At 71.4% G+C, this 19,882-nt stretch carries 22 protein-coding genes; 4 read left to right on the top strand and 18 right to left on the bottom strand.

Features of this window, described 5'->3' with window-relative positions; translation table 11 throughout:
- Positions 1–50: 50 nt before the first annotated feature.
- The 3 genes from IO20_RS40800 to IO20_RS0120480 all read right to left on the bottom strand — a co-directional run bounded on the left by IO20_RS40800 (position 51) and on the right by IO20_RS0120480 (position 2,774).
- On the bottom strand, positions 51–221 hold the full coding sequence (locus IO20_RS40800; RefSeq protein WP_169749531.1) for a hypothetical protein: 171 nt from the start codon (positions 219–221) through the stop codon (positions 51–53).
- A gap of 294 nt (positions 222–515) precedes the next feature.
- On the bottom strand, positions 516–2,000 hold the full coding sequence (locus IO20_RS0120475; RefSeq protein WP_030552621.1) for an SDR family NAD(P)-dependent oxidoreductase: 1,485 nt from the start codon (positions 1,998–2,000) through the stop codon (positions 516–518).
- A gap of 60 nt (positions 2,001–2,060) precedes the next feature.
- Positions 2,061–2,774 carry a (2Fe-2S)-binding protein gene (locus IO20_RS0120480; protein ID WP_397792337.1) on the bottom strand — a complete coding sequence of 238 codons (714 nt, stop codon included), beginning with the start codon at positions 2,772–2,774 and terminating at the stop codon, positions 2,061–2,063.
- Positions 2,775–3,008: 234 nt separating this feature from the next.
- Between IO20_RS0120480 and IO20_RS38715 the strand changes: the two genes are divergently transcribed.
- Positions 3,009–3,980: a DMT family transporter gene (locus IO20_RS38715; RefSeq protein ID WP_030552626.1), complete on the top strand. Its 972-nt coding sequence runs from the start codon at positions 3,009–3,011 to the stop codon at positions 3,978–3,980.
- On the opposite strand, the gene IO20_RS0120490 is transcribed toward IO20_RS38715, so the two are convergent.
- The 4 genes from IO20_RS0120490 to panD all read right to left on the bottom strand — a co-directional run bounded on the left by IO20_RS0120490 (position 3,861) and on the right by panD (position 7,131).
- Entirely contained in the window at positions 3,861–5,273 is a 1,413-nt protein-coding gene (locus tag IO20_RS0120490) for a transglycosylase family protein (RefSeq protein ID WP_031127505.1), read from the bottom strand. The two genes, IO20_RS38715 and IO20_RS0120490, sit on opposite strands and share 120 nt — an antisense overlap.
- A gap of 385 nt (positions 5,274–5,658) precedes the next feature.
- On the bottom strand, positions 5,659–6,339 hold the full coding sequence (locus IO20_RS0120495; RefSeq protein WP_245684990.1) for a hypothetical protein: 681 nt from the start codon (positions 6,337–6,339) through the stop codon (positions 5,659–5,661).
- A complete protein-coding gene (locus IO20_RS0120500) occupies positions 6,333–6,677 on the bottom strand; it encodes a GNAT family N-acetyltransferase (RefSeq protein ID WP_030552632.1) in 345 nt (114 codons plus the stop codon). Before IO20_RS0120500 ends, IO20_RS0120495 begins: the two co-directional genes overlap by 7 nt.
- Positions 6,678–6,705: 28 nt before the next feature.
- A complete protein-coding gene (gene panD, locus IO20_RS0120505; RefSeq protein WP_030552634.1) occupies positions 6,706–7,131 on the bottom strand; it encodes an aspartate 1-decarboxylase in 426 nt (141 codons plus the stop codon).
- Between the two features lie 1,097 nt (positions 7,132–8,228).
- On the opposite strand from panD, the gene IO20_RS41010 reads away from it, so the two are divergent.
- Positions 8,229–8,822, top strand: a complete 594-nt coding sequence (locus tag IO20_RS41010; protein ID WP_051874585.1) for a hypothetical protein — start codon at positions 8,229–8,231, stop codon at positions 8,820–8,822.
- Positions 8,823–8,892: 70 nt separating this feature from the next.
- Here the strand turns inward: IO20_RS41010 and IO20_RS0120515 are convergent, their stop codons facing one another.
- Positions 8,893–9,330, bottom strand: a complete 438-nt coding sequence (locus tag IO20_RS0120515) for an NUDIX hydrolase (protein WP_030552636.1) — start codon at positions 9,328–9,330, stop codon at positions 8,893–8,895.
- Between the two features lie 599 nt (positions 9,331–9,929).
- Here IO20_RS0120515 and IO20_RS0120520 point away from each other — a divergent pair.
- Together IO20_RS0120520 and IO20_RS0120525 are read left to right on the top strand one after the other, a co-directional pair.
- Complete coding sequence (locus IO20_RS0120520) at positions 9,930–10,772, top strand: PP2C family protein-serine/threonine phosphatase (RefSeq protein ID WP_030552637.1); 843 nt, start codon at positions 9,930–9,932, stop codon at positions 10,770–10,772.
- Between the two features lie 117 nt (positions 10,773–10,889).
- Positions 10,890–11,909, top strand: coding sequence for an MASE1 domain-containing protein (locus IO20_RS0120525; protein ID WP_030552639.1), 1,020 nt, complete (start codon positions 10,890–10,892; stop codon positions 11,907–11,909).
- Positions 11,910–11,935: 26 nt separating this feature from the next.
- Here the strand turns inward: IO20_RS0120525 and IO20_RS0120530 are convergent, their stop codons facing one another.
- The 10 genes from IO20_RS0120530 to IO20_RS0120575 all read right to left on the bottom strand — a co-directional run bounded on the left by IO20_RS0120530 (position 11,936) and on the right by IO20_RS0120575 (position 19,743).
- A complete protein-coding gene (locus IO20_RS0120530) occupies positions 11,936–12,118 on the bottom strand; it encodes a hypothetical protein (protein ID WP_030552641.1) in 183 nt (60 codons plus the stop codon).
- Positions 12,119–12,418: 300 nt separating this feature from the next.
- Complete coding sequence (locus IO20_RS0120535) at positions 12,419–13,360, bottom strand: sterol desaturase family protein (protein WP_157850793.1); 942 nt, start codon at positions 13,358–13,360, stop codon at positions 12,419–12,421.
- 97 nt (positions 13,361–13,457) lie between these two features.
- A complete protein-coding gene (locus tag IO20_RS0120540) occupies positions 13,458–14,183 on the bottom strand; it encodes a hypothetical protein (protein WP_030552645.1) in 726 nt (241 codons plus the stop codon).
- Between the two features lie 7 nt (positions 14,184–14,190).
- The gene (locus tag IO20_RS0120545; RefSeq protein ID WP_051874588.1) at positions 14,191–14,841 is read right to left on the bottom strand and encodes a Pr6Pr family membrane protein; all 651 of its coding nucleotides are present in this window, start codon (positions 14,839–14,841) and stop codon (positions 14,191–14,193) included.
- Positions 14,842–14,846: 5 nt separating this feature from the next.
- Positions 14,847–15,056, bottom strand: coding sequence for an MbtH family protein (locus IO20_RS0120550; protein ID WP_030552649.1), 210 nt, complete (start codon positions 15,054–15,056; stop codon positions 14,847–14,849).
- A gap of 61 nt (positions 15,057–15,117) precedes the next feature.
- Positions 15,118–15,945 (bottom strand): ABC transporter permease, encoded by an 828-nt coding sequence (locus IO20_RS0120555; RefSeq protein WP_030552651.1) that lies wholly within the window; start codon positions 15,943–15,945, stop codon positions 15,118–15,120.
- Positions 15,946–15,974: 29 nt separating this feature from the next.
- Positions 15,975–16,853 carry an ABC transporter ATP-binding protein gene (locus tag IO20_RS0120560; protein ID WP_211270401.1) on the bottom strand — a complete coding sequence of 293 codons (879 nt, stop codon included), beginning with the start codon at positions 16,851–16,853 and terminating at the stop codon, positions 15,975–15,977.
- 50 nt (positions 16,854–16,903) lie between these two features.
- Complete coding sequence (locus tag IO20_RS0120565) at positions 16,904–17,143, bottom strand: phosphopantetheine-binding protein (RefSeq protein WP_030552656.1); 240 nt, start codon at positions 17,141–17,143, stop codon at positions 16,904–16,906.
- A gap of 107 nt (positions 17,144–17,250) precedes the next feature.
- The gene (locus IO20_RS0120570) at positions 17,251–18,852 is read right to left on the bottom strand and encodes an AMP-binding protein (protein WP_030552658.1); all 1,602 of its coding nucleotides are present in this window, start codon (positions 18,850–18,852) and stop codon (positions 17,251–17,253) included.
- A 78-nt stretch (positions 18,853–18,930) separates the two neighbouring features.
- The gene (locus IO20_RS0120575; RefSeq protein WP_051874589.1) at positions 18,931–19,743 is read right to left on the bottom strand and encodes a thioesterase II family protein; all 813 of its coding nucleotides are present in this window, start codon (positions 19,741–19,743) and stop codon (positions 18,931–18,933) included.
- Between the last annotated feature and the right edge of the window lie 139 nt (positions 19,744–19,882).

Raw genomic sequence — 19,882 nt, forward strand, 5'->3', positions numbered from 1 at the left:
GGTGCCCCCGGCCGCGAACGGCCGGGGGCACCGGGGTGTGAAGCGAGGGATCAGTCGATGCCGGGCAGGATGTGGGGCTCCGCGAGGTCGTCCTCGTAGCCCGCGAGCCGGATCGGGGCCGCGTGGGCCCAGACTTCCAGGCTCCCCAGCTCGCCGTTCTTGCGCTGCCGGTCCTTGCGTTCGGCCGGCTGCGGTTTCTGCTTCGTCAGTTCGGGTGTCACCGCGCACTCCTCTGTGTCGCGTACCTGTGGGACTGGTGCCGGTCGGTCGCGGTGGCGCCGTTCATCGGGCGGGAGCGCGGCCTTGGTGGCAGGCCAATCCCGGATCGGCCGTGAAGACGGTGTGTGTCTTCGGTGGCCGACCGTGGCCATCAGAGTAACCAAATGAGCGCGCCCGCGCTCTACCGGGCTCGGAAGTGTGACGCGATCGGGTGAAAGAAGCCGGAAGAGCGCCCCACCGGGCCGGTGGGGCGCTCTTGTCGGGTCGGCCCGGAACTGACTGCCGGGTCCGGGGTTCTACCAGTTGGCGGGGGCGTAGTCCTTCAGGAAGCAGCCGTACAGGTCCACGCCCTCCTCGCCGCGCACGATCGGGTCGTACACCCGAGCCGCGCCGTCGACCAGGTCGAGCGGGGCGTGGAAGCCGGCCTCGGCGAGGCGCAGCTTGTCGAAGTGCGGACGCTCGTCGGTGATCCAGCCGGTGTCGACGGAGGTCATGAGGATGCCGTCGGTCTCGAACATCTCCTGGCCGCTGGTCCGCGTGACCATGTTCATCGCGGCCTTCGCCGCGTTGGTGTTCGGGTGGCCGGCACCCTTGTAGCCGCGACTGAAGACGCCTTCCATCGCGGAGACGTTGACGACGTAGGAACGCCCGCTGGACGCCTTCTTCGCGGCCTCCGCCATCGCCGGCCGCAACTTGCTGATCAGGATGAACGGCGCCGTGTAGTTGCACAGCTGGGTCTCGAGCAGCTCGACCGGGGAGATCTGCTCGATGCTCTGCACCCAGGTGTTGCTGTCGACGACGTCCGGCAGCAGGCCGCCCGCGTCGATGGCGGTGCCGTCGAGGTGCCGGGCGATGCTGGCGTTCCCCGCGACCAGGGCGAGGTCGGCGACCTGCTGTGCGTCGAGGCCGCTCACTCCGGCGGGCAGCGCGGACGACGATCCGAGCTCGGCGACGGCGCCGGAGTTGAAGGCGCCGATGACGTGCCGCTCGGGAAGGTCCCCGGCCGGCAGCGCGGCGTTCTCGCCCTCGACCAGCGCGGCGTACGCGGACGGCAGCCGGCGCACGGTCTGCGTCGCGTTGTTGATGAGGATGTCCAGCGGCCCGTTCTCGGCCATCCGGTCGGCGAGGGCCACGGCCTGGGCCGGGTCGCGCAGGTCGATGCCGACGACCTCCAGGCGGTGGATCCAGTCCGCGGAGTCCTCCATCGCCTTGAAGCGGCGGACGGCGTCCTTGGGGAAACGGGTGGTGATGGTGGTGTGGGCGCCGTCGCGCAGCAGCCGCAGCGCGATGTACATGCCGATCTTGGCCCGGCCGCCGGTCAGCAGGGCCCGCTTGCCGGCCAGGTCGGCGCGGGCCTCGCGCTTGGCCCGGTTCAGGGCGGCGCACTGCTGGCAGAGCTGGTGGTAGAAGTAGTCGACCTCGACGAACCGCGTCTTGCACACGTAGCAGGAGCGCGGACGCTGGAGTATCCCGGCGATCCGGCCCTCCTCGGTGACGGAGGACGGGAGGATTCCCTCGGTCTCGTCGTCGATGCGCTGCGCGGAGCCGGTGGCGGTCGCCTCGGTGACCGCCTTGTCGTTGGCGGTCTTGGCGGCCCGGCGCTCCTGGCGGCGGCGCTGCTTCACGGTCCGGTAGATCCCGGCGGTGGCGCGCCGGACGCGGATCGCGTCCGGGTGGTCGACGTCCAGCTTGTCGAGCTCGTCGAGGACGCTGAGGCAGACGGCCAGGCGATCGGGGTCGACGCCCGGCCCGTAGTCCTGGTTTTCTTCGGTCACCGTCATGGCCTTCGGGTTCCTCGTTCGCTCGTACGTCGCCGCTCTTCGGCTTTCAAAAGCCCAACTTTACGGAGCGGACGGCCGCGCATCCAAACCCGTTCGGGGGGCGTGGTCGAAGACACAGTCGCCGCACAGCCCCGCGCCGGGGCAGCGGTAGTAGAGACAGCAACTGGTACGGCGCAGCCGGGGGCCGCGGACCGTACCGGCGAGGTCCGGGTGGTCGAGGAGCCCGGAGACCAGGACGGCGCCCCGTTCGGCCGCCTCCGGGCGGCCGTGGGCGCGGGCCCAGCGGGTCAGCTCGCGCAGGGCTCCGGCGAGAGCCGAGCCCGCGTTGCCCCACAGCAGGCGCGGGGAGATCCGTCCGTCGCGGCGCAGCGCGGCATGCAGCGGGACGAGGTGGGCCTCCTGGACGGCCGCGCGGAGCTGGTCCACGGTGGCCGGGCGGGTCACGCGGCCGGCCCACCACAGGTCGTCGGGCGCGGACAGCGCCCCGTCCCAGTACAGCTCGCCGGGGTCGAGGTCGGGGAAGCGGCCGTGCAGCGCGGCGGGGCCGAGGGCGGTCGACCAGAGCCGGGCCGCGAGCCCGAGGTGGGCGACGGAGGCGCCGACGCGCCGCTCGGGGGCACCGAGCCGGGCGGTGACCCGGTCCACGCGCGCGTGCAGGGGGCCGTCCTCCCCCGCGTACAGCCGCGCGAGCGGGCGGTGTGCGCCGCCGGTCTCCGGCACCGTGGTGCGCAGGGCGAAGAATCCGCCCGGCGATTCGCTCTCACCGGGGTCCACGAGATCCACGCGCGCGTCCTCTCTGGTCGTGGCAGGCCGTCGATTTTTCCGCCCACGTTAGCTCCCTTTCACGACTCCCCCGACGGCTCGAAAAGGACCCTTTACATCCGTTCTGACCTGCGCGGGCGTACGTCTCCAGGCGTACGCGACGGCCGCATACTGCGACGGCGGTACCCGTGAAGACGTCCCCTGGGACGACGACGCGATCGGCCGGGAAGAGAGATCGTGGAAGGTATGAGCCCCCTCCTGCTGTCCGTCCTCCTGGCCCTGGTGTCGGCGGTCGCCTACGCGGCCGCGGCGATCGTGCAGGAGCGGGTCGCGGCCTCCGCCGCCGGTCCGCGCTACGCACCCCTGCGCAATCCGGTCTGGTGGGTGTCCGTCCTGCTCAACGGCCTCGGCGCCGCCCTGCACGTCGCGGCCCTGGCGTACGGCCCCCTCAGCCTGGTCCAGCCGCTGGGCGCCCTCACCATCGTCTTCGCGCTCCCGATGGCGGCCCTCTTCGTCGGCCGCAGGGCCGGACGGCGGGCCTGGCGCGGCGCGCTGATGGCCACGGTGGGCCTGGCGGGACTGCTCAGCCTCGCCGACGGCGCCGAGCCCCGGTCGCTGGCCGACGGCGCCCGTTGGCTGCTGACCGTCTGCGTCCTCGGCGTGGTGGCCGGCCTGTTCACCGCGGCGCACCTCATAGGCAGGTCCGCGCTGCGCAGTGTCGTCCTCGCCGCCGCGGCGGGGGTCTCCTTCGGTATCGCCTCGGTGTTCACGAAGTCGGTGGCCGAGGAGTGGACGCCCGAGGCCCCGCTCGCGGAGTGGACCGGTCTGCTCGTGCTCTCGGCCCTGGCCGTGACGGGGCTGCTCCTCTCCCAGGCCTCCTACCGGGGCGCCGGCCTCGCCGCCCCGCTGGCGACGGTGACCGTGGTCAACCCGGTGGTGGCCGCCGCCGTCGGCCTGACCCTGTTCGGCGAGAGCTTCCGCTACGGCGCCGCGGGCACCGTCGCCGCGCTGATCTGCGGGGCGGTGGCCGCGGGCGGACTGATCCAGCTCACGCTCGACCGGATGACGGTGCCGGCCGGGGCACCCTCGACGTCCGGGTCAGAGGGTGACTCCGCGGGCCCTGAGGTAGGCCAGGGGGTCGATGTCGGAGCCGTACCCGGGTCCCGTCCGAACCTCGAAGTGGAGGTGCGGTCCCGAGCTGTTGCCGGTCGATCCTGAGCGCCCGATGCGCTGCCCGGCCTGCACCCGCTGCCCCTCGCGGACGGTGAGCGCGGAGAGGTGCGCGTACTGGCTGAAGCGGCCGTCGTCGTGGCGGAGCACGATCTGGTAGCCGTACGCGCCGCCCCATCCGGAGGACACGATCCGGCCGGCGGCCACGGCCTTCACCGACGTGCCGGTGGGCACGGGGAAGTCGACGCCCGTGTGGTAGCCGCTGGACCAGGAGGAGCCGCGGGTGCCGTAGCGGGTGCCGATGCCCGCGGAGACGGGGGCCGAGTACTCCTCCTTGTCCGCGGCGGGGGGCCGCGTCTGGGACACGGGTTTCGTGCGGGGCTTGGTGCTCGGCTTGCTGGTCGTTCCGGAGCTGGGCCTGGTGCTCGGCTTGGCGCTGGGCTTGGTAGTGGGTTTGGCGATCGGCTTGCTGCTGGGCTTCGTCGTCTGTCCCGGCGCGGGCCTGGTGGGGGGCTTCGCGGGAGGCGCGGTGGCGGTGGGCGTCCTGGGAGGGGACGTCTTCGCCGGGGGTGTCTTCGCCGGGGACGTCTTCGGGGACGCGGCCTTCGGCGGGGGCGTGGCCGCCGGCGCGGCCTTCTTCGGCTGCTTGGGCGCGGCGATGCGCAGGGTGAGCCGCTGGCCGGGGTGGATGAGGTCGGGGTCGGTGCCGACGACGGACCGGTTCGCGTCGTAGATCCGCTTCCAGCCGCCCTGGACGTGCTCCTCGCGGGCGATCTTCGACAGGGAGTCGCCGGGTGTCACCGTGTACATCTCGCGGACCGTGGGCACGGAGGTCGGGCTCGCGTCCCTGGCCGGCTGTGCGGGCAGGGCGCGCTGTCCCGGCAGGGAGGCGGGTCTGACCGCGTTCCCGCCTGCCGGCGCCTTGGCCGCCGTACCGCCGGGGGCGATGTCCGGCGCGTCGCCGCCTCGGGCGAGGCCCGCGCGGGGGCCACAGGACGGCCAGGCGCCGGGCCCCTGGCCCTTGAGGACGCGTTCGGCGATGGCGATCTGCTGGTCCTTGGACGCCAGGTCGGCGCGCGGCGCGTAGTGCGTGCCGCCGTACCGCTCCCAGGTGGACTGACTGAACTGGAGGCCGCCGAAGTAGCCGTTGCCCGTGTTGATGCTCCAGTGGGAGGTCGACTCGCAGGCCGCGACCTTCTCCCAGACGTCGAGCGAGGCGGCCTGCACGGTGCCGGCGCCGATCAGCGGCAGCGCCATTCCGGCGCCTCCCGCGGTGACGGTCAGCGAGGCACGGTTGATCCGGCTCGGCTGGTGGCGACGGTGACGTCCGCGTACGGCCATGGGCCCCCCTTGAACACAGCGACAGCCGTCCAAGTTAGGGGTGGCGCACGCTCCGTGACAAGGGATTCGCGAAAGCTCAACGTCCTTCCGTCACCTCTGCGTTGACGCGGGACGGCGGCCGGCGGGGCCCGGCTGGGGCTGAGGCTCGGGTTCCGGTACGGGTCCGCCGGGCTGCGGCGCCGGGCCGGGTTCGGGGTCCGGGGGTACCGGTACCGGGTTCGGCGGGGGGACCGGCGGCGGTGTCGGCACCGGCGGCGGAATGGGCGAGGGCGGCAGCGGATCGGGATACGGATGCGTCATGACGGGCCTTTCGGTCGACGGGTCCCTCCTATCCCAGGGTGACCCGGCAAACCCTGTCACGCCCGGCGGATCCCGCCCTTCGGGGTCAGGCGCCGGCCTTGGCGGCACGGGCCGCGGCCACGGCGCCGGCGGCCGCCGCGAGCCCGGGGCGGGGGCTCGCGAGGACGGGCCGCCGGGTGGTCATCCGCTCGACGGCGTCCGCCATGGACGCCTGGGCGAGCACGACGACGCTGCCGTCCGCGGGGGGCGCCGCGTCGACGGCCGCCGCCACGGCGTCGAGGTATCCGTCCCGGTCCCCCGCCTCGAACCGCTCCCAGGCGCCCTCGACCACGGCGGTGCTGACGACGGAGGTGTCCGGTCCGGACTCCTCGGCGATGAGGGCGACGGTGGGCTCCAGGGTGGAGTGGAGGGCGGCCACCACGACGATGCGGCGGAAGCGGGCGGCCTCGGCGGCCATGGGCCGGTCCACGCGGAGCACGGGCACGCCGAGGGGGCCGGCCTGCCGCTCGGCGACCCCGCCGATCGTGGAGCAGGTGCAGAGCACGGCGTCGGCGCCGCCCGCGACAGCCGCCGCGAGGGCGGCGGCCACGGCCCCGGCGACCGCGTCGGGGCCCGCTTCCCGGGCCCGTACGAGCAGCTCCTCGTCGACGAGGTGGCGCAGGACGAGCCCGGGGTGGTGCCGGTCCCGCAACCCGTCGAAGACGGGGACGTGGACCGGTGAGGTGTGCAGCAGGGCGAGGGTGCCGGCCGTGCCCGTGGTCACCACAGGTCGGGGGTGGCCTTGAGCTGGAGCTTCGCCGCGCGGACCACGTCGGCCGCGGGGACCGGGGCCTCGTCGGGGTGACGCTCGGCCCACTTGGCGGCGTAGGGGCAGAGCGGTACGACGGGAACGCCCTCGCCCGCGGCGATCGTGTAGAACTCGCGCACGAGCGCTCCGGCGATCCCCTTGCCCTCGTGGCCCTCCTCGACGATCGTGTGCACCGCCACGAGGGCGTGGGGCTCGGCGTCCAGGACGAAGTAGACGACGACACCGACGAAGGTGTCGTCCTCGAACGCCTCGAGGCGTCCGTTCGTCCGGTCGTCGCGGATCTTCAGCTCGGCCATGCGGTACGTCTCCCTCGGTCCGGACGGTTCAGATCTGCGCGGGCACCGCGTGCGGGCCGCGCACCGTGTCACTGCCGGGAACGGGCGCCGACGCGTCGCTCCCCAGCTCCACGATGCGGTTGTCGCCGTCGACGTGCACGACGCGCGGAACCAGCGTCCGGGCCTCGGCGTCCTCGACCTGCGCGTAGCTGATGAGGATCACGAGGTCGCCGGGGTGCACGAGGTGGGCGGCGGCGCCGTTGATCCCGATGACCCCGGAACCGCGCTCGCCCTCGATGACGTAGGTCTCCAGGCGGGCCCCGTTGTCGATGTCGACGATGTGCACCAGCTCACCGGGGAGGAGGTCGGCCGCCTCCATCAGGTCCGCGTCGATGGTGACGGAACCGACGTAGTGCAGGTCCGCCTGGGTCACGGTCGCCCGGTGGATCTTGGACTTGAACAGAGTGCGCAGCACTGTGGACTCCTCTAAGACGGCTCCCTGCCTGCTTCGTGCAGGTCAAGGGCGTTCTCGACCTTACACCGACACCCCCGTCCGATGTTTGTGAGGAACATCGCTCCGGTGGGGCTAGACGGCTTCCCACCTGGGCTTTCCCTTCGCATCGGCGCCTGTTGGGACGACCGTCCCGGAACGCGCGGGGACTCATGCTGCCCGGTTGCCGACTTACCTGATGAGCCATCAGACATGCGGGAGGCCCCTCTGCACACACGGATGACGTGCGCCCACGCACCTCCGACCTGTCGGCACTGACCTCGCTCTGGCTCACGGAACACGGCCCCTTTGGCCATCAACCGGTCGACGCTCGACCGCTCCGGAAGTCGGCTCTCTGGTTGCCGCCCGCCCGAGGCCCCTCGGCAGCGCGGAACTCGCGAGCGAGGCGGGGCCGAGGCACCGACGCCGGCCCGCCCGGGCCGAAGCCAAGGTCACGCGCCGCTGCGCCCTTGCGTGCGCCCGCCCTCGTCCCGATCCAGCGCACGGAGCTGCCCAAGCAGTTCGGCGTGACCGTCTGGGACGTGCTCCACACTCGCGCGGGCCACCTCCCTGTCATGGCGTGGAGCGGGCCGGGGACTGGCGGAGCACTGGGGTGCGCTCAAGTACACCCAGGCCCTGGCCGGCGGCGGAGACTCCTTCCTCGGTCTCACCGACGAGGGCCATCGCATCGCGGACCACTACACGTCGCTGCAGTCCGGCGAGCTCGGCATCGGCTTCGCGCTCACCCTCGCCGAGCACCTCCTGCGCCGCCGTTTCCCCGGCCACTCGGTGACGATCGTCCCCGCCGACACGGCGTTGCGCGCGGGCTGGGCCCTCACCAGCCGGGACAGGGGCGAGAAGGTGAAGTACCGCTACCGGCCCCACTACTTCGCCGAGGTCTGGCAGCCGGGCGAGGCGTCCCGCGTCTCCCCCTCGCCTGCAAGGGAAACCACGGCAACTCCGCTGCCTCCGCCGACCAGCTGGCCTCCGCCTCCGTCCACACCGAAGCGGTCCACATCGGTGCGTGGAACGAGACCCCGGCCCTGCTGTTCAGCACGGAGATCCCGACGGACGGGGGCACGATGGCCGTCCACGCCCTTGAGGCGCCGGGCAGCGGCGGCCGGTTGTCCCCGGCGGAGGGCCGGGAGCCGAAGCTGAACGCGTCTCCGACGCAGGCGAACGTGATGCCGGACATCCACCCGCCGGCCAAGGGCCTGGTGGCTCCCGATCCGGTGCGGGGCTGCCACGTGCAGCCGAAGGACTTCGCCTGGTTCCAGGAGTCTCTGGCCCACACCACCGCGGGCTCCGGCCACGCCACCGCCCGCCACCTCACCGAGCGGCAGGGTCACAAACGCTTCACCGGCCTCGAACACGCGGCCAGCACGAGTGTGCAGGACGCTGCCCACACGCTCCTGGGGACCGAGTACGTCGGCACCGACCACGTCTTCCGCCTGAACGGTCCTCGCGTCGAGGCGTTCTCCGGCGTGGACCAGGCACTCTTCCGTCTCCTCGCCAGGGGCGACGTCGAGGAGTACCGCGCCGTCGTCCACGCCGGCCGCGGCACCCGCCCCCGGCTCACCTTCGACAAGCACTGGGGCGGTCCCGTCTCCGTCCACGCCGACGGCTCCGTCTTCGCCCTGCGGTTGCCGCCGGGGAAGGACGAGAAGCCCCCGTAGGACCGGGGATCGCTGTCGGGGCCGCTCGCCTCGGAGCCGGCCCCGACGGGATGTGGATCTGCCGGCAGGCTCAGAGCGGTACCCCGGCTCCAATGCTCCCGGCGCCGATGGCTCCCCTCAGCACGTGGGCGATCTCCTCGGGCTTGAGGTCGATGCCGTCGAGCCCCTCCAAGGTCAGCGGGACCTCCTCCAGCGCGTACTCGCCGCGGCCCTCGGCGCTGAACTCGGGGCCGGTGCGGTCGTCGAAGGACCAGGTCGCGATGCGGGCGAGGTAGAAGAGCTGGCGCTCGTCGTCGGCCTCCATCGTGTGGAGGAGGCGGATGATGTCGGCCTTTCCCGCGATCTCCTCGTGGATCTCCCGGTGGAGGGCGGCCTCCCTGGACTCGTCGCTGGGCTCGACACCGCCGCCGGGCAGGACCCAGTACTCGGGGATGCCGGGCCTGGTGCGGCGGATGACCAGCATCGTGTCGTCGGCGGTGACGAGGACGGCGCGGACTCGTTCGATCATTTCGGTTCGTCTCCTTGCTTGTTGACGGTCTCAGTGGAGCAGCCAGCCGCCGTCGACGTGAACGGACTCCCCGTGATGAACGAGGCGGAGGGGCCCACGAGGAACGCCACCAGGGCCGCAACGTCCTCGGGCCGGCCACGGCGCGGGACGCACTGGCGCTTGATCTGGTCCTCCGGCCGCGCACGGTGCCGGGCGGGGAGGGCGTTCGGTTCATCAGCTGCAGGAGGTGTCCCATTACATACAAGCGCGACGATCCGGCTACCTCGGGGCCTCCCGGTGCCTTGCCGCCAGGTCAGGCAGGCACCGGGCGCCGGGTGCGGCGGGTGACCGCCCGGCGAGTCGCGCGGCGCCGGCCTGCCCGGTCCGGACGGAGGTCAGGGGTGGGGCGATGTCTTCGATCTCGCCGACCCGCTGTCGTTTCCGGCGGCGGGGGGTGGCCCCGGTGGGATCCGCCGCGTTCTCCGCCGATGAGATGCGGACGCCGTCCCCTCCGGGCAGAGTGGGGAAGGACCTGTTCGTACCGAGGTGGTCCCCTGTGGTCCCGCGTGCTGGAGACGGGACGGACTGATGCGAGGATTGTCGTGACGTCGGAGTGATCGATGTTCCGCAGACGGCCGGCCGACAGCAGCGAGGACCTTCTGGTCCGGCTCGGGTCGCTGACCGCCAGGGCGCGGGAGCTGGCCGAGACGCAGCGTTCCCGTGTCGAGCTCGCCGTGGCCCTGCAGCGCGACATGCTGCCCTCGGACCTGCCCAGTCTTCCGGGCGCCCGGCTGGCCGTCCGCTATGAGCCCGCCAACCACGGGCTCAACGTCGGCGGTGACTGGTACGACGCCTTCTCCCTGCCCGGCGGGCAGATCGGCATGTCCATCGGTGACGTGCAGGGGCACAACATCGAGGCCGCCGCCTTCATGGGACAGGTCCGCGTGGCACTGCGCGCGCTGGCCTCCGTCACCGGAGACCCGGGAGAGCTGCTCGGTCGCACCAACGACCTGCTGATCTCGCTGGGCGCCGACCTCTTCGCCACCTGCACCTTCCTGCGGCTCGACCCCGCTGCCGGCACCCTGGAGTGCGCCCGGGCCGGTCACATCCCCTACATCTGGGCCACCACCGACGGCCGCTCCGGTATCGACGACAGCGAGGGCGGGCCTCCGCTCGGTGTGCTCCGCGGCGTCGACTACCCGGCCACGCGCCACCGGCTCACCGCCGACGGTGTCTTCGTCCTCCTGACCGACGGGGTGGTGGAGGGGCCCTCGCTCCACGTCGACGAGGGTCTGGACCGGGTGACGCGGCTCGCCGGGATCACCGCCGTCGCCGGGCTGGACGTCGACGCGCTCGCCACCGCCGTCATGAAGCTGGCGGCCACGGTGGGGCACGAGGACGACGCGGCCGTCCTGGTCGTCGGCCATGACGGCGGTCCGGCCCGGTCGGCGGCCGAGGTGTGAGGGGAGGGGGCTCACCTCGGGACGGGTCGGTCCTCGGACCGCCCCGGGCCCGTGCCGTACGGCGGCGCCCGACACGCAGGGGGCCTTGACCGGTCGTGGCGGCCCGGCCGGTGTCTGATGGCTGACGTGTTGGATACTCGGCAGTTCCGGCCCTCTACGGAGGCGGCTCTGATGTCGCTGGCCGTGACGGTTTGCTACTACGCGGCCGCACGACTCGGCCTGATGGGCCGCCTCGTCGTCGACGGCGTGGTGGTCACCCCCATCTGGCCGCCCACCGGCGTCGCCGTCGCCGCCCTGCTGCTGTTCGGCGCGCGGGTCTGGCCTGGGATCGCCCTCGGCTCCTTCCTCGTCATCGCTTCCCTCACCGCTCCGGGGCCCACCACAGTGGTCACCGTGGTGAGCAACACCGTCGCGCCGCTCTGCGCCTTCCTGCTGCTGAGACGGGCCGGCTTCCGGCTCGACATGGCGCGGCTGCGGGACGGACTCTCCCTGGTCTTCCTCGGCGGGTTCGGCGCCATGCTGATCAGCGCGACCTTGGGGGTCGGACTACAGGTGGCGAAGGGCTCCCTGGACAAGAGCGAGTTCTGGCCCATCTGGCTGGCCTGGTGGGTGGGCGACACGATGGGGGTGCTCCTCGTCGCCCCGCTCCTGCTCGTCCTCGCGGGGCCGGCCGGACGGTTCCGGGTACGGCGCTGGAAGGAGGCGGCCTTTCTGGGGCTGACGACCCTGGTCCTCATGCCCATGGCCGTGCTCAGCCCGATGAGCATGCTCTTCCTCGTCTTCCCCCTGCTGATCTGGGCAGCGCTCCGCTTCCAGCTCGCCGGAAGCATGCTGTGCGCGCTCTTCGCCTCCGTGCTCACCACCTTCGAGGCGACCGCCGGGCGGGGCGCGTTCCTCCACCTGACGGACGTCGAGATCATGGCAAAGCTCCAGGCGTTCAACGGTTCCGCCGCCCTGACCGCCCTGCTTCTCGCCTCCGTCATCACCGAGCAGCGTGCGACCCGCCGGTCGGTGCGCCGCGCCTGCGAGGAACTGGCGGAGGTCCTGGAGCACCTCGCGGCGGGCGAGCCCTCACCAGGTCCACCCGGCACCGCCGAGAGCCGGGCAGCCCCACCCGGCGGGCACCGGGACCCGTGACACCTGCGCCGGAGCCGACGCGGGAATCAGGAGCCGTACAACGCCTGGAAGGCATGGGAACTGTCCGACCAGGTCGCAGGGCATCGGCCCACAGCGTGCGGCCCCGGCGACTCGTATGCCTCCTCCACGGTCCCGGCCAGGCCGACGAGCATGCGGTCGGACTCGCGCCGGACGCGGTAGCCGCCGGCGACCCGGGGGAAGGTCGGCACGTCGTGTGTCCATGCCGACGCCACCCTCCGGCTCTGCGGCCTGGCTCCGGAAAGCCACTACGGATTCTGGAAGGCGACAACCTCGCGGTCCGCGCGGTCTGCCCCGTACCGTCCGGCGACACCGACCTGACCGGCTCCTGCCACAGTGGCCGGCGCATCACCACTCGTTCCGGGCGATCGAGCGTCGCGGTGTCCCGGCCGGCACCGCAGTCACACGGTGGATCGCAACAGTGCCGACCGGCTGGGGCGGACGCCATGCCTCTGCCCCAGCCGTTGCGCAGGAAGCGGCTCCTCCTGGTGCTACAGCGTTGGCGCCGGCGCGGGCTGCGTCGGCTCCGTCTGTTCCGGCGCGGACCGCGAGGGGAGCTTCGAATAGCGGAACGGCGCTATCAGCAGGCCCAGGTACGAGTCCGGCATCTTCACGTTGTCGGCGAGGCCGATCTCCTCCGGGGGCCTGCGGTCGCTCGGCTTGTAGAAGGTACCGAAGAGCAGGTCCCACACGACGACCTTGCCGCCGAAGTTGCTGTTCGCCTCCGAGAGGTTCCTCGAGTGGTGCCAGCGGTGGGTCTCGGGGCCGGGGACGAGGTAGTTCAGCGGGCCCAGGCGGACGTCCATGTTCGAGTGCATGGTGACGCCGTGGCAGTTGTAGAACGTCAGGAGGATGATCAAGCCGGAGAGGCTGTCCAGCGTCCAGCCGGTGAGCGTGAGGGGGAAGACGATCGCGATGTCGTCGAGGAAGAAGTCGACGGGGTGGAAGCGGGCCGAATTCAGCCAGTACAGGCGCTCCGAACTGTGGTGTACGGCGTGGAACCGCCAGGCGGCCTTCGACCCGTGCACCCAGCGGTGCATCCAGTAGTAGAAGAACTCACCGACGAACAGTGCGAGCACCGCCTGGGCCGCCGGGTGCCAGCCCGTCGGCCACAGGCTGTGGTCCAGCTCCTGGGAAAGGTAGACGGCGGCCGCGAACAGTCCGGACAGGAAGAGCGGTTCGATCAGCCGGGACACCACGAGGAGGGCGACGAGGCTGGAGGTCGCATCGGTCACCACGTCCTTCCGGGACCGGTTCCAGCTTTCGTAGAACGGCTGCACCCGTTCGAGGACGGCCACATAGACCGAGGCGAAGACGGTGACCATCGGAACGATGAGCAACTGCGGGAACGACGTGTCGACCAGGCATATGGCCGCTCCGAGCGTCACCACCATCAGGAAGGGATAACTCAGGTATCTGATGGTGAATCTCACGGCCCTGCGTGAACGCCCCATCTCGTCACCTTTCTCTGGTCTCACGCTGTCGTCCCCTTCGTCGTCGGTCGGTCGTTTGATGCGTAATAAACGGAAGTCATTCTCCGGCGGCTTTCTGCAGCCATACGCGGAGCTTCCCCAGAGGAGAGCAGCCGTGTTCCAGGGCGGCGGCCAGCGCATCCCCGCGCTCGTACCCGACCACGTCGACGCCCGGTGCTTCCCGGACGAGGCAGGAGAGGGCACCCGCCCACGTCGCGGAGGTTTCCTCGGCCGGTCCGAAGACGTTCGACAGACCGACGACCTCGCCACTGGAATTCGCCACCGCTCCAGCGACCAGCCGTGCCGCCGAGAATCCGCCGAGGAACATCACCGGTGCGTCGAGCAGGCTCTCCGGGAACGCCCCTTCCGCGTCGTCCGAATCCGCCCAGGAGCGCTCCCAGGCGGCGAGCTCGGCCGGGGTGGTGAGGCGCCGCCACACCTGTGCCGACGGGACTTCGGGGGCAGCGGCCGAACCCGGCCGGTGGATCCACTCCGCTTCGAAGAGCACGCTGAAGCCGCCGGCCGAAAGATCGAGGTCGGCGAAACTGTCCTTCACCGCGAACAGCCCTTCGGCTCGGGTGGTTTCGGCGGACAGGAGGCCGAGGGCGCTTTCCGGCGAGACGCCGGGTTCGACCGTCACCAGATGCGGATAGTAGGGGACCGCATGCCGCAGATTCACCCAGGAACCTTCGGCAAAAGCCCCGGGCACACCGTGGGCACGGCACATTTCCTCGCACCATGCGGCGTTGTTGGCCACCGCCTGACGGATGAGTTTCTCCGACACGGACGCTTCAACTCCCTGAAGAGGTCTTGTAGGACGCGGTACGGCGCAGATTCCCGATCCAGGAAACGGCCATGATGAGGACTGTCACGGCCACGGTCATGCCCGCGATGTTCTGCACCACGGGTGCGAATCCGTCGGGTCCCCGCGGGTCCAGGAACAGATAGGGGTACCAGTCCACGAGCTGCCCGCGCACGAGGGTCCAGGCCACGTAGAGCACGGGAAAGGCCAGCCACCACAGAGCCCGCCGAGCGGGGATGCGCTCGGCGGGCGGGTTGATCAACCAGTCCAGCAGAAGCGCCACGGGCATGATCTGGTGCAACACGGCATTGCTCCACGGGTTGACGTGCTCCAGCCCTTGGCCGCCGCCCATCAGCGTCGCGAACACCACTCCGGTGACGACGAGATAGACGACGGCCGCACCACGGAACCGGTCCCGGCGGAGGCTCCCCACCGGGAGCGCGCACCAGAGCAGAACGGTTGCGCCGAACAGATTGGTGAGCATCGTGAAATAGCTCAGCGCGTCGACCGGGTCGACCCCGGAGAGCAGGAGCTGGTGACTGATGTCCCATCCGACGGCGGCGTACGCGGACAGCGCGAGCAGGATCCGGTAGCCGGACACCCAGGGCCTGACCGTTCCGGGCACGGTCCGCGTCGTCATCTGCGTCATCGGGCCGTGGGCGGGGTCGCGCCGACGGGACGGATGTCGCTCCAGCTCTCCCTGATGTATGCCAGGCAGGCCTCACGGGTGTCCTCGGGATGCACGACCCGCCATCCGGCCGGCACTTCGTTGCGGCTGGGCCACAGCGAGTGCTGGCCCTGCTCGTTGGCGACGGCCAGGAAGCGGGCCTCGGCATCGTCGAAGGGATTGGTCATCGTGGTCACTCCAGGGACGGACGGGATCTACTGCCATACAGGGGGCGGGGCGGTCAGTCGATCAGTCGATCAGCCGGCGGTTCATGCCGCGGATCGCGAGCAGCCAGGAGAGCGCGCCGAAGACCAGGAGGGCGGCGGTGTGCCCGAGGTCGGCGGCGCCCAGGGATCCGAAGGCCGCGTGCCGGATCAGTTCGGCGCAGTGCTGGATGGGGTTGAACAGACCCACGGCGGACAGCCAGCCCGGCAGCGAGCCCAGTGGGAAGAACACGCCGGCGGCCATCACCAGCGGGGTGAGCACGCCGGAGACGACCAGCCGCAGCCAGTCCATGGCCGGCACCAGGCACGAGACCCACATGCCGAAGACACCGAACGCGAAACCGCTCACCATGGAGATCAGCGGCACGAGCAGGATTTGCGGTGTCCATGGCAGGCCGACGGCCATGGTGACCGCGAGCGGGGCGCAGCCGTACACCGCCGACTTGACCGCGATCCAGCTCGCCTCCGCGGTGACCAGTTCGCCGACGTCGACGGGCTGGCTCAGGATGGCGTCGTAGATCTTCTGGTAGCGGCGCCGATTGTAGCTCTCGAACATGCCGGCGAAGGCGGAGGAGAAGAGCACTGAGGTCACGACCATGCCCGTGCCGATGAACTCGAGGTACGAGTGGCCGTCGACGGCATCGATCAGTGCACCGAAGCCGAGGCCGAAACCGGCCATGTAGATCAGCGGCTCGACGAGCGAACCGAAGGTGGTGGCCAGCCAGTACCGGCGGAAGAGCAGCAGTTCGCGGTGCCACACGGCGCTCAGGGCCGGGAGCAGCCAGGCGGCGGCGAGCCGTGGGGGCGCCTCCTCGGCCGGCGGGGCGGACGGAGGCGAGGCAGTCTGACTCATGAGGGCTTTCTCCGTGGGGTGCGCTCCGCTCACTGGAACAGTTCTCCGGTGAGGAGGACGAACACGTCTTCCAGGGTGGTGCGACGCAGGATGTCCGGGGTGCCCAGAAGCTCCCGCACGCCGGCCGGCATCGTCTCGGCGCGAAGCACGGAGACCGAGAGACCGGTGCGCCGGCTCGGCAGTCCGGCCTGCGCCGCGATGGCTTCCACCTCGGCGCGGCGCTGGGGCGTTCCTTCGAACTCCGCGGCCTGTTCGCCCGCGTGCTCGCGCAGCAGGGCGGCGGGCGCGCCGCGGGTGACGACCTTGCCGGCATGGACGACCGCCACCTCGTCGACGAGGCGCTCCGCCTCTTCGATGTAGTGGGTCGTCATCACCACGGTGGTCCCCGTGGAGCGCATGTCGCCGATCACGTCCCATATCTCCTGGCGGACCTGCGGGTCGAGGCCGACGGTGGGCTCGTCCAGGAGGAGCAGTCGGGGGTCGTTGATGATGCCGCGGGCGAGCAGCAGACGCCGCCGCATGCCGCCGGACAGGCCGTCGGTGGTGTGCCTGGCCCGGTCGGTGAGGCGGGTGGCGGCAAGGGCCCGGTCGATGGCCCGGCTGCGGCGGTTTGCGGGCAGTTGGGCGAACCTGGCGAACACCTCAAGGTTTTGACGTACAGTCAGCTCCTCGTCGAGGTTGTCGTGCTGCGGCACCACGCCCGTCAGGGCCCGGGCGGTACGCGACTGGTCGGGCAGCCTGCAGCCCAGGACCTCGACCTCGCCGCTGTCGGCGCGCGTCTGGCCGGTCAGCATGCGCATCGTGGTGGACTTGCCCGCCCCGTTGGGGCCGAGGAGCCCCAGGAAGGTCCCCTGGGCGACCTCCAGGTCCAGGCCGTCCACCGCCGTGACCTCGCCGTAGCGTTTCACTGCTCCTCTGATGCGCACAGCAGCTTGGTTCACTTGCTCGCCTTTCCGGTTCAGAGCGCGGCCGCGCGCAGGAGGGCGACCGTGTGGGCCAGGTCGTCCGCGTCGAAGATGGCTTCGAGACCGTCGATCGAGTCCACCCCGAAGCACTGGGCGAACCGTGCGCTGACCCGCGCGGCAAGAATGGAGTTCCCGCCGAGGTCGAAGAAGTTGTCCTGCGCCGAGACCTTGGGTAGCCCCAGGACGGTGGACCAGATCTCCGCGACCGCCCGCTCGTCGGGGATGTCTGCCATTGCTGCGGTTCCTCTCTTCGGACCTTCGGGATCGGGAAACCGCCAGAAGCCCCCGCAGGTTCGGGCGCCCGGGATCCGGCGGTCGGCGGTGTGGGGCTCGTTCGCGGTCAGCCGGATGACGCGGTGCTGGACGCAGCAGCCCGGGCCGCCAGCTCCGTGCGGTCGGTCTTGCCGTTGGCGTTCAGGGGGAGCGCGGCCACGTGGTGGACGCGCTGCGGGACCATGTACCGGGGCAGTGAACCGCGCAGGAGGCGTACGAGCTCCGTGGCCGGAGTGGGGGTACCGGAGTAGAAGGCGGTCAACTGGACGGCTGTGCCCGCTGATACGGGGATCACGGCAGCGGCCTCCACGCCCGGCAGTTCACGCAGGGCTGCCTCGACCTCGCCGAGTTCCACCCGGTTGCCGAGGATCTTCACTTGTTCGTCGATGCGGCCCAGGTGCAGCAACTGCCCTGCCTCCGCCCTCACCCGGTCGCCGGTGCGGTACCAGTCCGTGGCCGCGACCGGTTCCGCGGGACCGGTGAGGGGCAGCGCGCGGCCGTCATCGGCCGTCCGCAGGAACCGACCGGTGTTGTCGGCGGGGTCGAGGTAGCCGTCGAACCGCTGGGGGCCACGCACGCACAACTCGCCTTCGGTGGCGGGCCGCCCCTCCTCGTCGACGATCAGGGATTCCAGATGCGGATGGATCGGGCCGATCGGAACGGTGCCGTTGGCCGCGACGGTCCAGTGCGCGCGGTGGGCGGGCAGGGCGTGGGTGGCGCAGGTGACGGCGAGTTCGGTGGGGCCGTACTGGTTGTGAAGCGTGCTGTGCGGGGCGACCTCCCGCCAGATCTCGCAGTGACGTGCCGTCACGGCTTCGCCGCCGAAGACGCTGTGGCGCAGTCCGGTGGCCCGGCCGGGCGGGAGGTGTCCGAGTTCCCTCGCCACCGAGATCAATGACGGCACCGAGTCCCAGTGGGTGATGCCCCGGTCGACGATGTAGTCGACCGGCCGGTACAGGTCTTTCCGGCCGGGCACGACCAGTGTCCCGCCGGCGCCCCAGGCGCCGAAGAGGTCGAAGACGGACGGGTCGAAGGTCAGTCCGTACGTGTGCGAGACCCTGGAACCGGGGCCCAGTTCACAGCGTGCGATGTGGTGCTCGAGCGCGGGGACGATGTTGCGGTGACGCACCGGGACCCCCTTGGGGCGGCCCGTGGACCCGGAGGTGAACATCAGGTACGCGATGGCGTCGGTGTCCGGATGGTGAGCGGGAAGGGTCGGGTCGGAGCCACTGTCCGGGCCGTGCTCGCCGTCCGTTCCGCCTTCCGGGTCCGCCGCCGCGAGATCCACGATCACCAGCTCGGTTGCGGCCGCGAAGGCCGTCGCGGCCGGGCTGTCCGCACCGTCCACGAGGACGACGGAGACTCCGCCCAGGGTGCAGATCCGGACATTGCGCGCTGCCGGGTTCGCCGGGTTGAGCGGTATCACGGTGGCGCCCAGCCGCAGGACGGCCAGGTATCCGGCGTACGCCGCGGCGGTGCGCTCCGCGAGGAGCCCGACGCGGGCGGGAGACTGCCCGCAGGCGGCCAGGATCCGGGCCGCGCTCCGCTCTGCCGCCCGCTGCAGTTCCCGGTAGCCGACCGGTGCCCGGCCCGGCAGGTCGAGGGCCGGCCGGTCCGGGTGCGACGCGGCGGTCTGTTCGAACCATTCGTAGAGCGTGCGGTGGGACAACTGCTTCTCCGGATGCGGTACGGGTGCGGGCCGCCGCCGGGCGGTACCGGACGGTGGGCGGCCGAGACGGACGGGGGGTCAGCCGTTGACGAGGGTGCGCACGTAGGCGGCGATCTCCTCGGTGACCTCGCGATGGCTCTCGTGCAGGAAGAAGTGGTCACCCTCGAAGATCCGTTGCCGGAACCGTCCGGTGGTCGTGGCCTGCCAGCCGCTGATCCACTGCGGGGCGGCCAGCTTGTCCTCGGTGCCGCCGAGCGCCAGCATCGGACAGGGCAGCGCGGCAGACGGAGCGGGGCCGGTACGCGACGTCTCGTGGTGCCGGGCGAGCAGAGTCAGATCAGCACGGATCACGGGAAGCATGAGGTGCATGAGTTCCTCGTGTCGCAGCACCTCTTCCGAGGTGCCGCCGAGCTCGACCAGGGCCTCGATGAGTTCGACGTCGGGCAGCGTGTGCAGGGAGCGCTCCGTGGGGGAACCCGGCGCCCGAGCGCCGGAGACCACGAGGCAGAGCGGCAGCGTCAAGCCCTCGGCCTCAAGCCGCCGGACGACTGCGTGCGCCACGTAGGCACCCATACTGTGGCCGAGCAGGACGAACGGATCGGGCGACGGCTGCCGGAACAGCGCGTCGACGAGGGCGCCGGCGAGTTCGTCCATGGAGGAGAGCGGCTCCTCCCGCAGTCTGCTGCCGCGGCCCGGGATCTCCACCGGCACCCAGTCCAGGTCGGGTTGGTCGGAGGATCTGGCCCATGGAAGGTAGGCGTTGGCGGCCCCGCCGGCGTGCGGGAGGCAGTAGACGCGGATGCGCCCGGCCTGCGCCGGGCCGTTCGCCGGCCGGTTCCAGGGGACCCAGCGCGTGTGCTCCGGCCGGACGTCGCCGAGGTTTCCGATCATGACTGAATACCGCCCTGGTCTCGGCGTCCCGCAGACCGGGAGCACCGGCGGCGGAGGGCCGTACGGCCCTCCGCCGCGCAGGTCCACACCCGGCACGGTCGCCTGAAATGCCTTCGAAGTGCGCAGCTGAACACTGCTG

The organism is Streptomyces exfoliatus (assembly GCF_000725545.1).
Classification (GTDB): Bacteria; Actinomycetota; Actinomycetes; order Streptomycetales; family Streptomycetaceae; genus Streptomyces; species Streptomyces exfoliatus.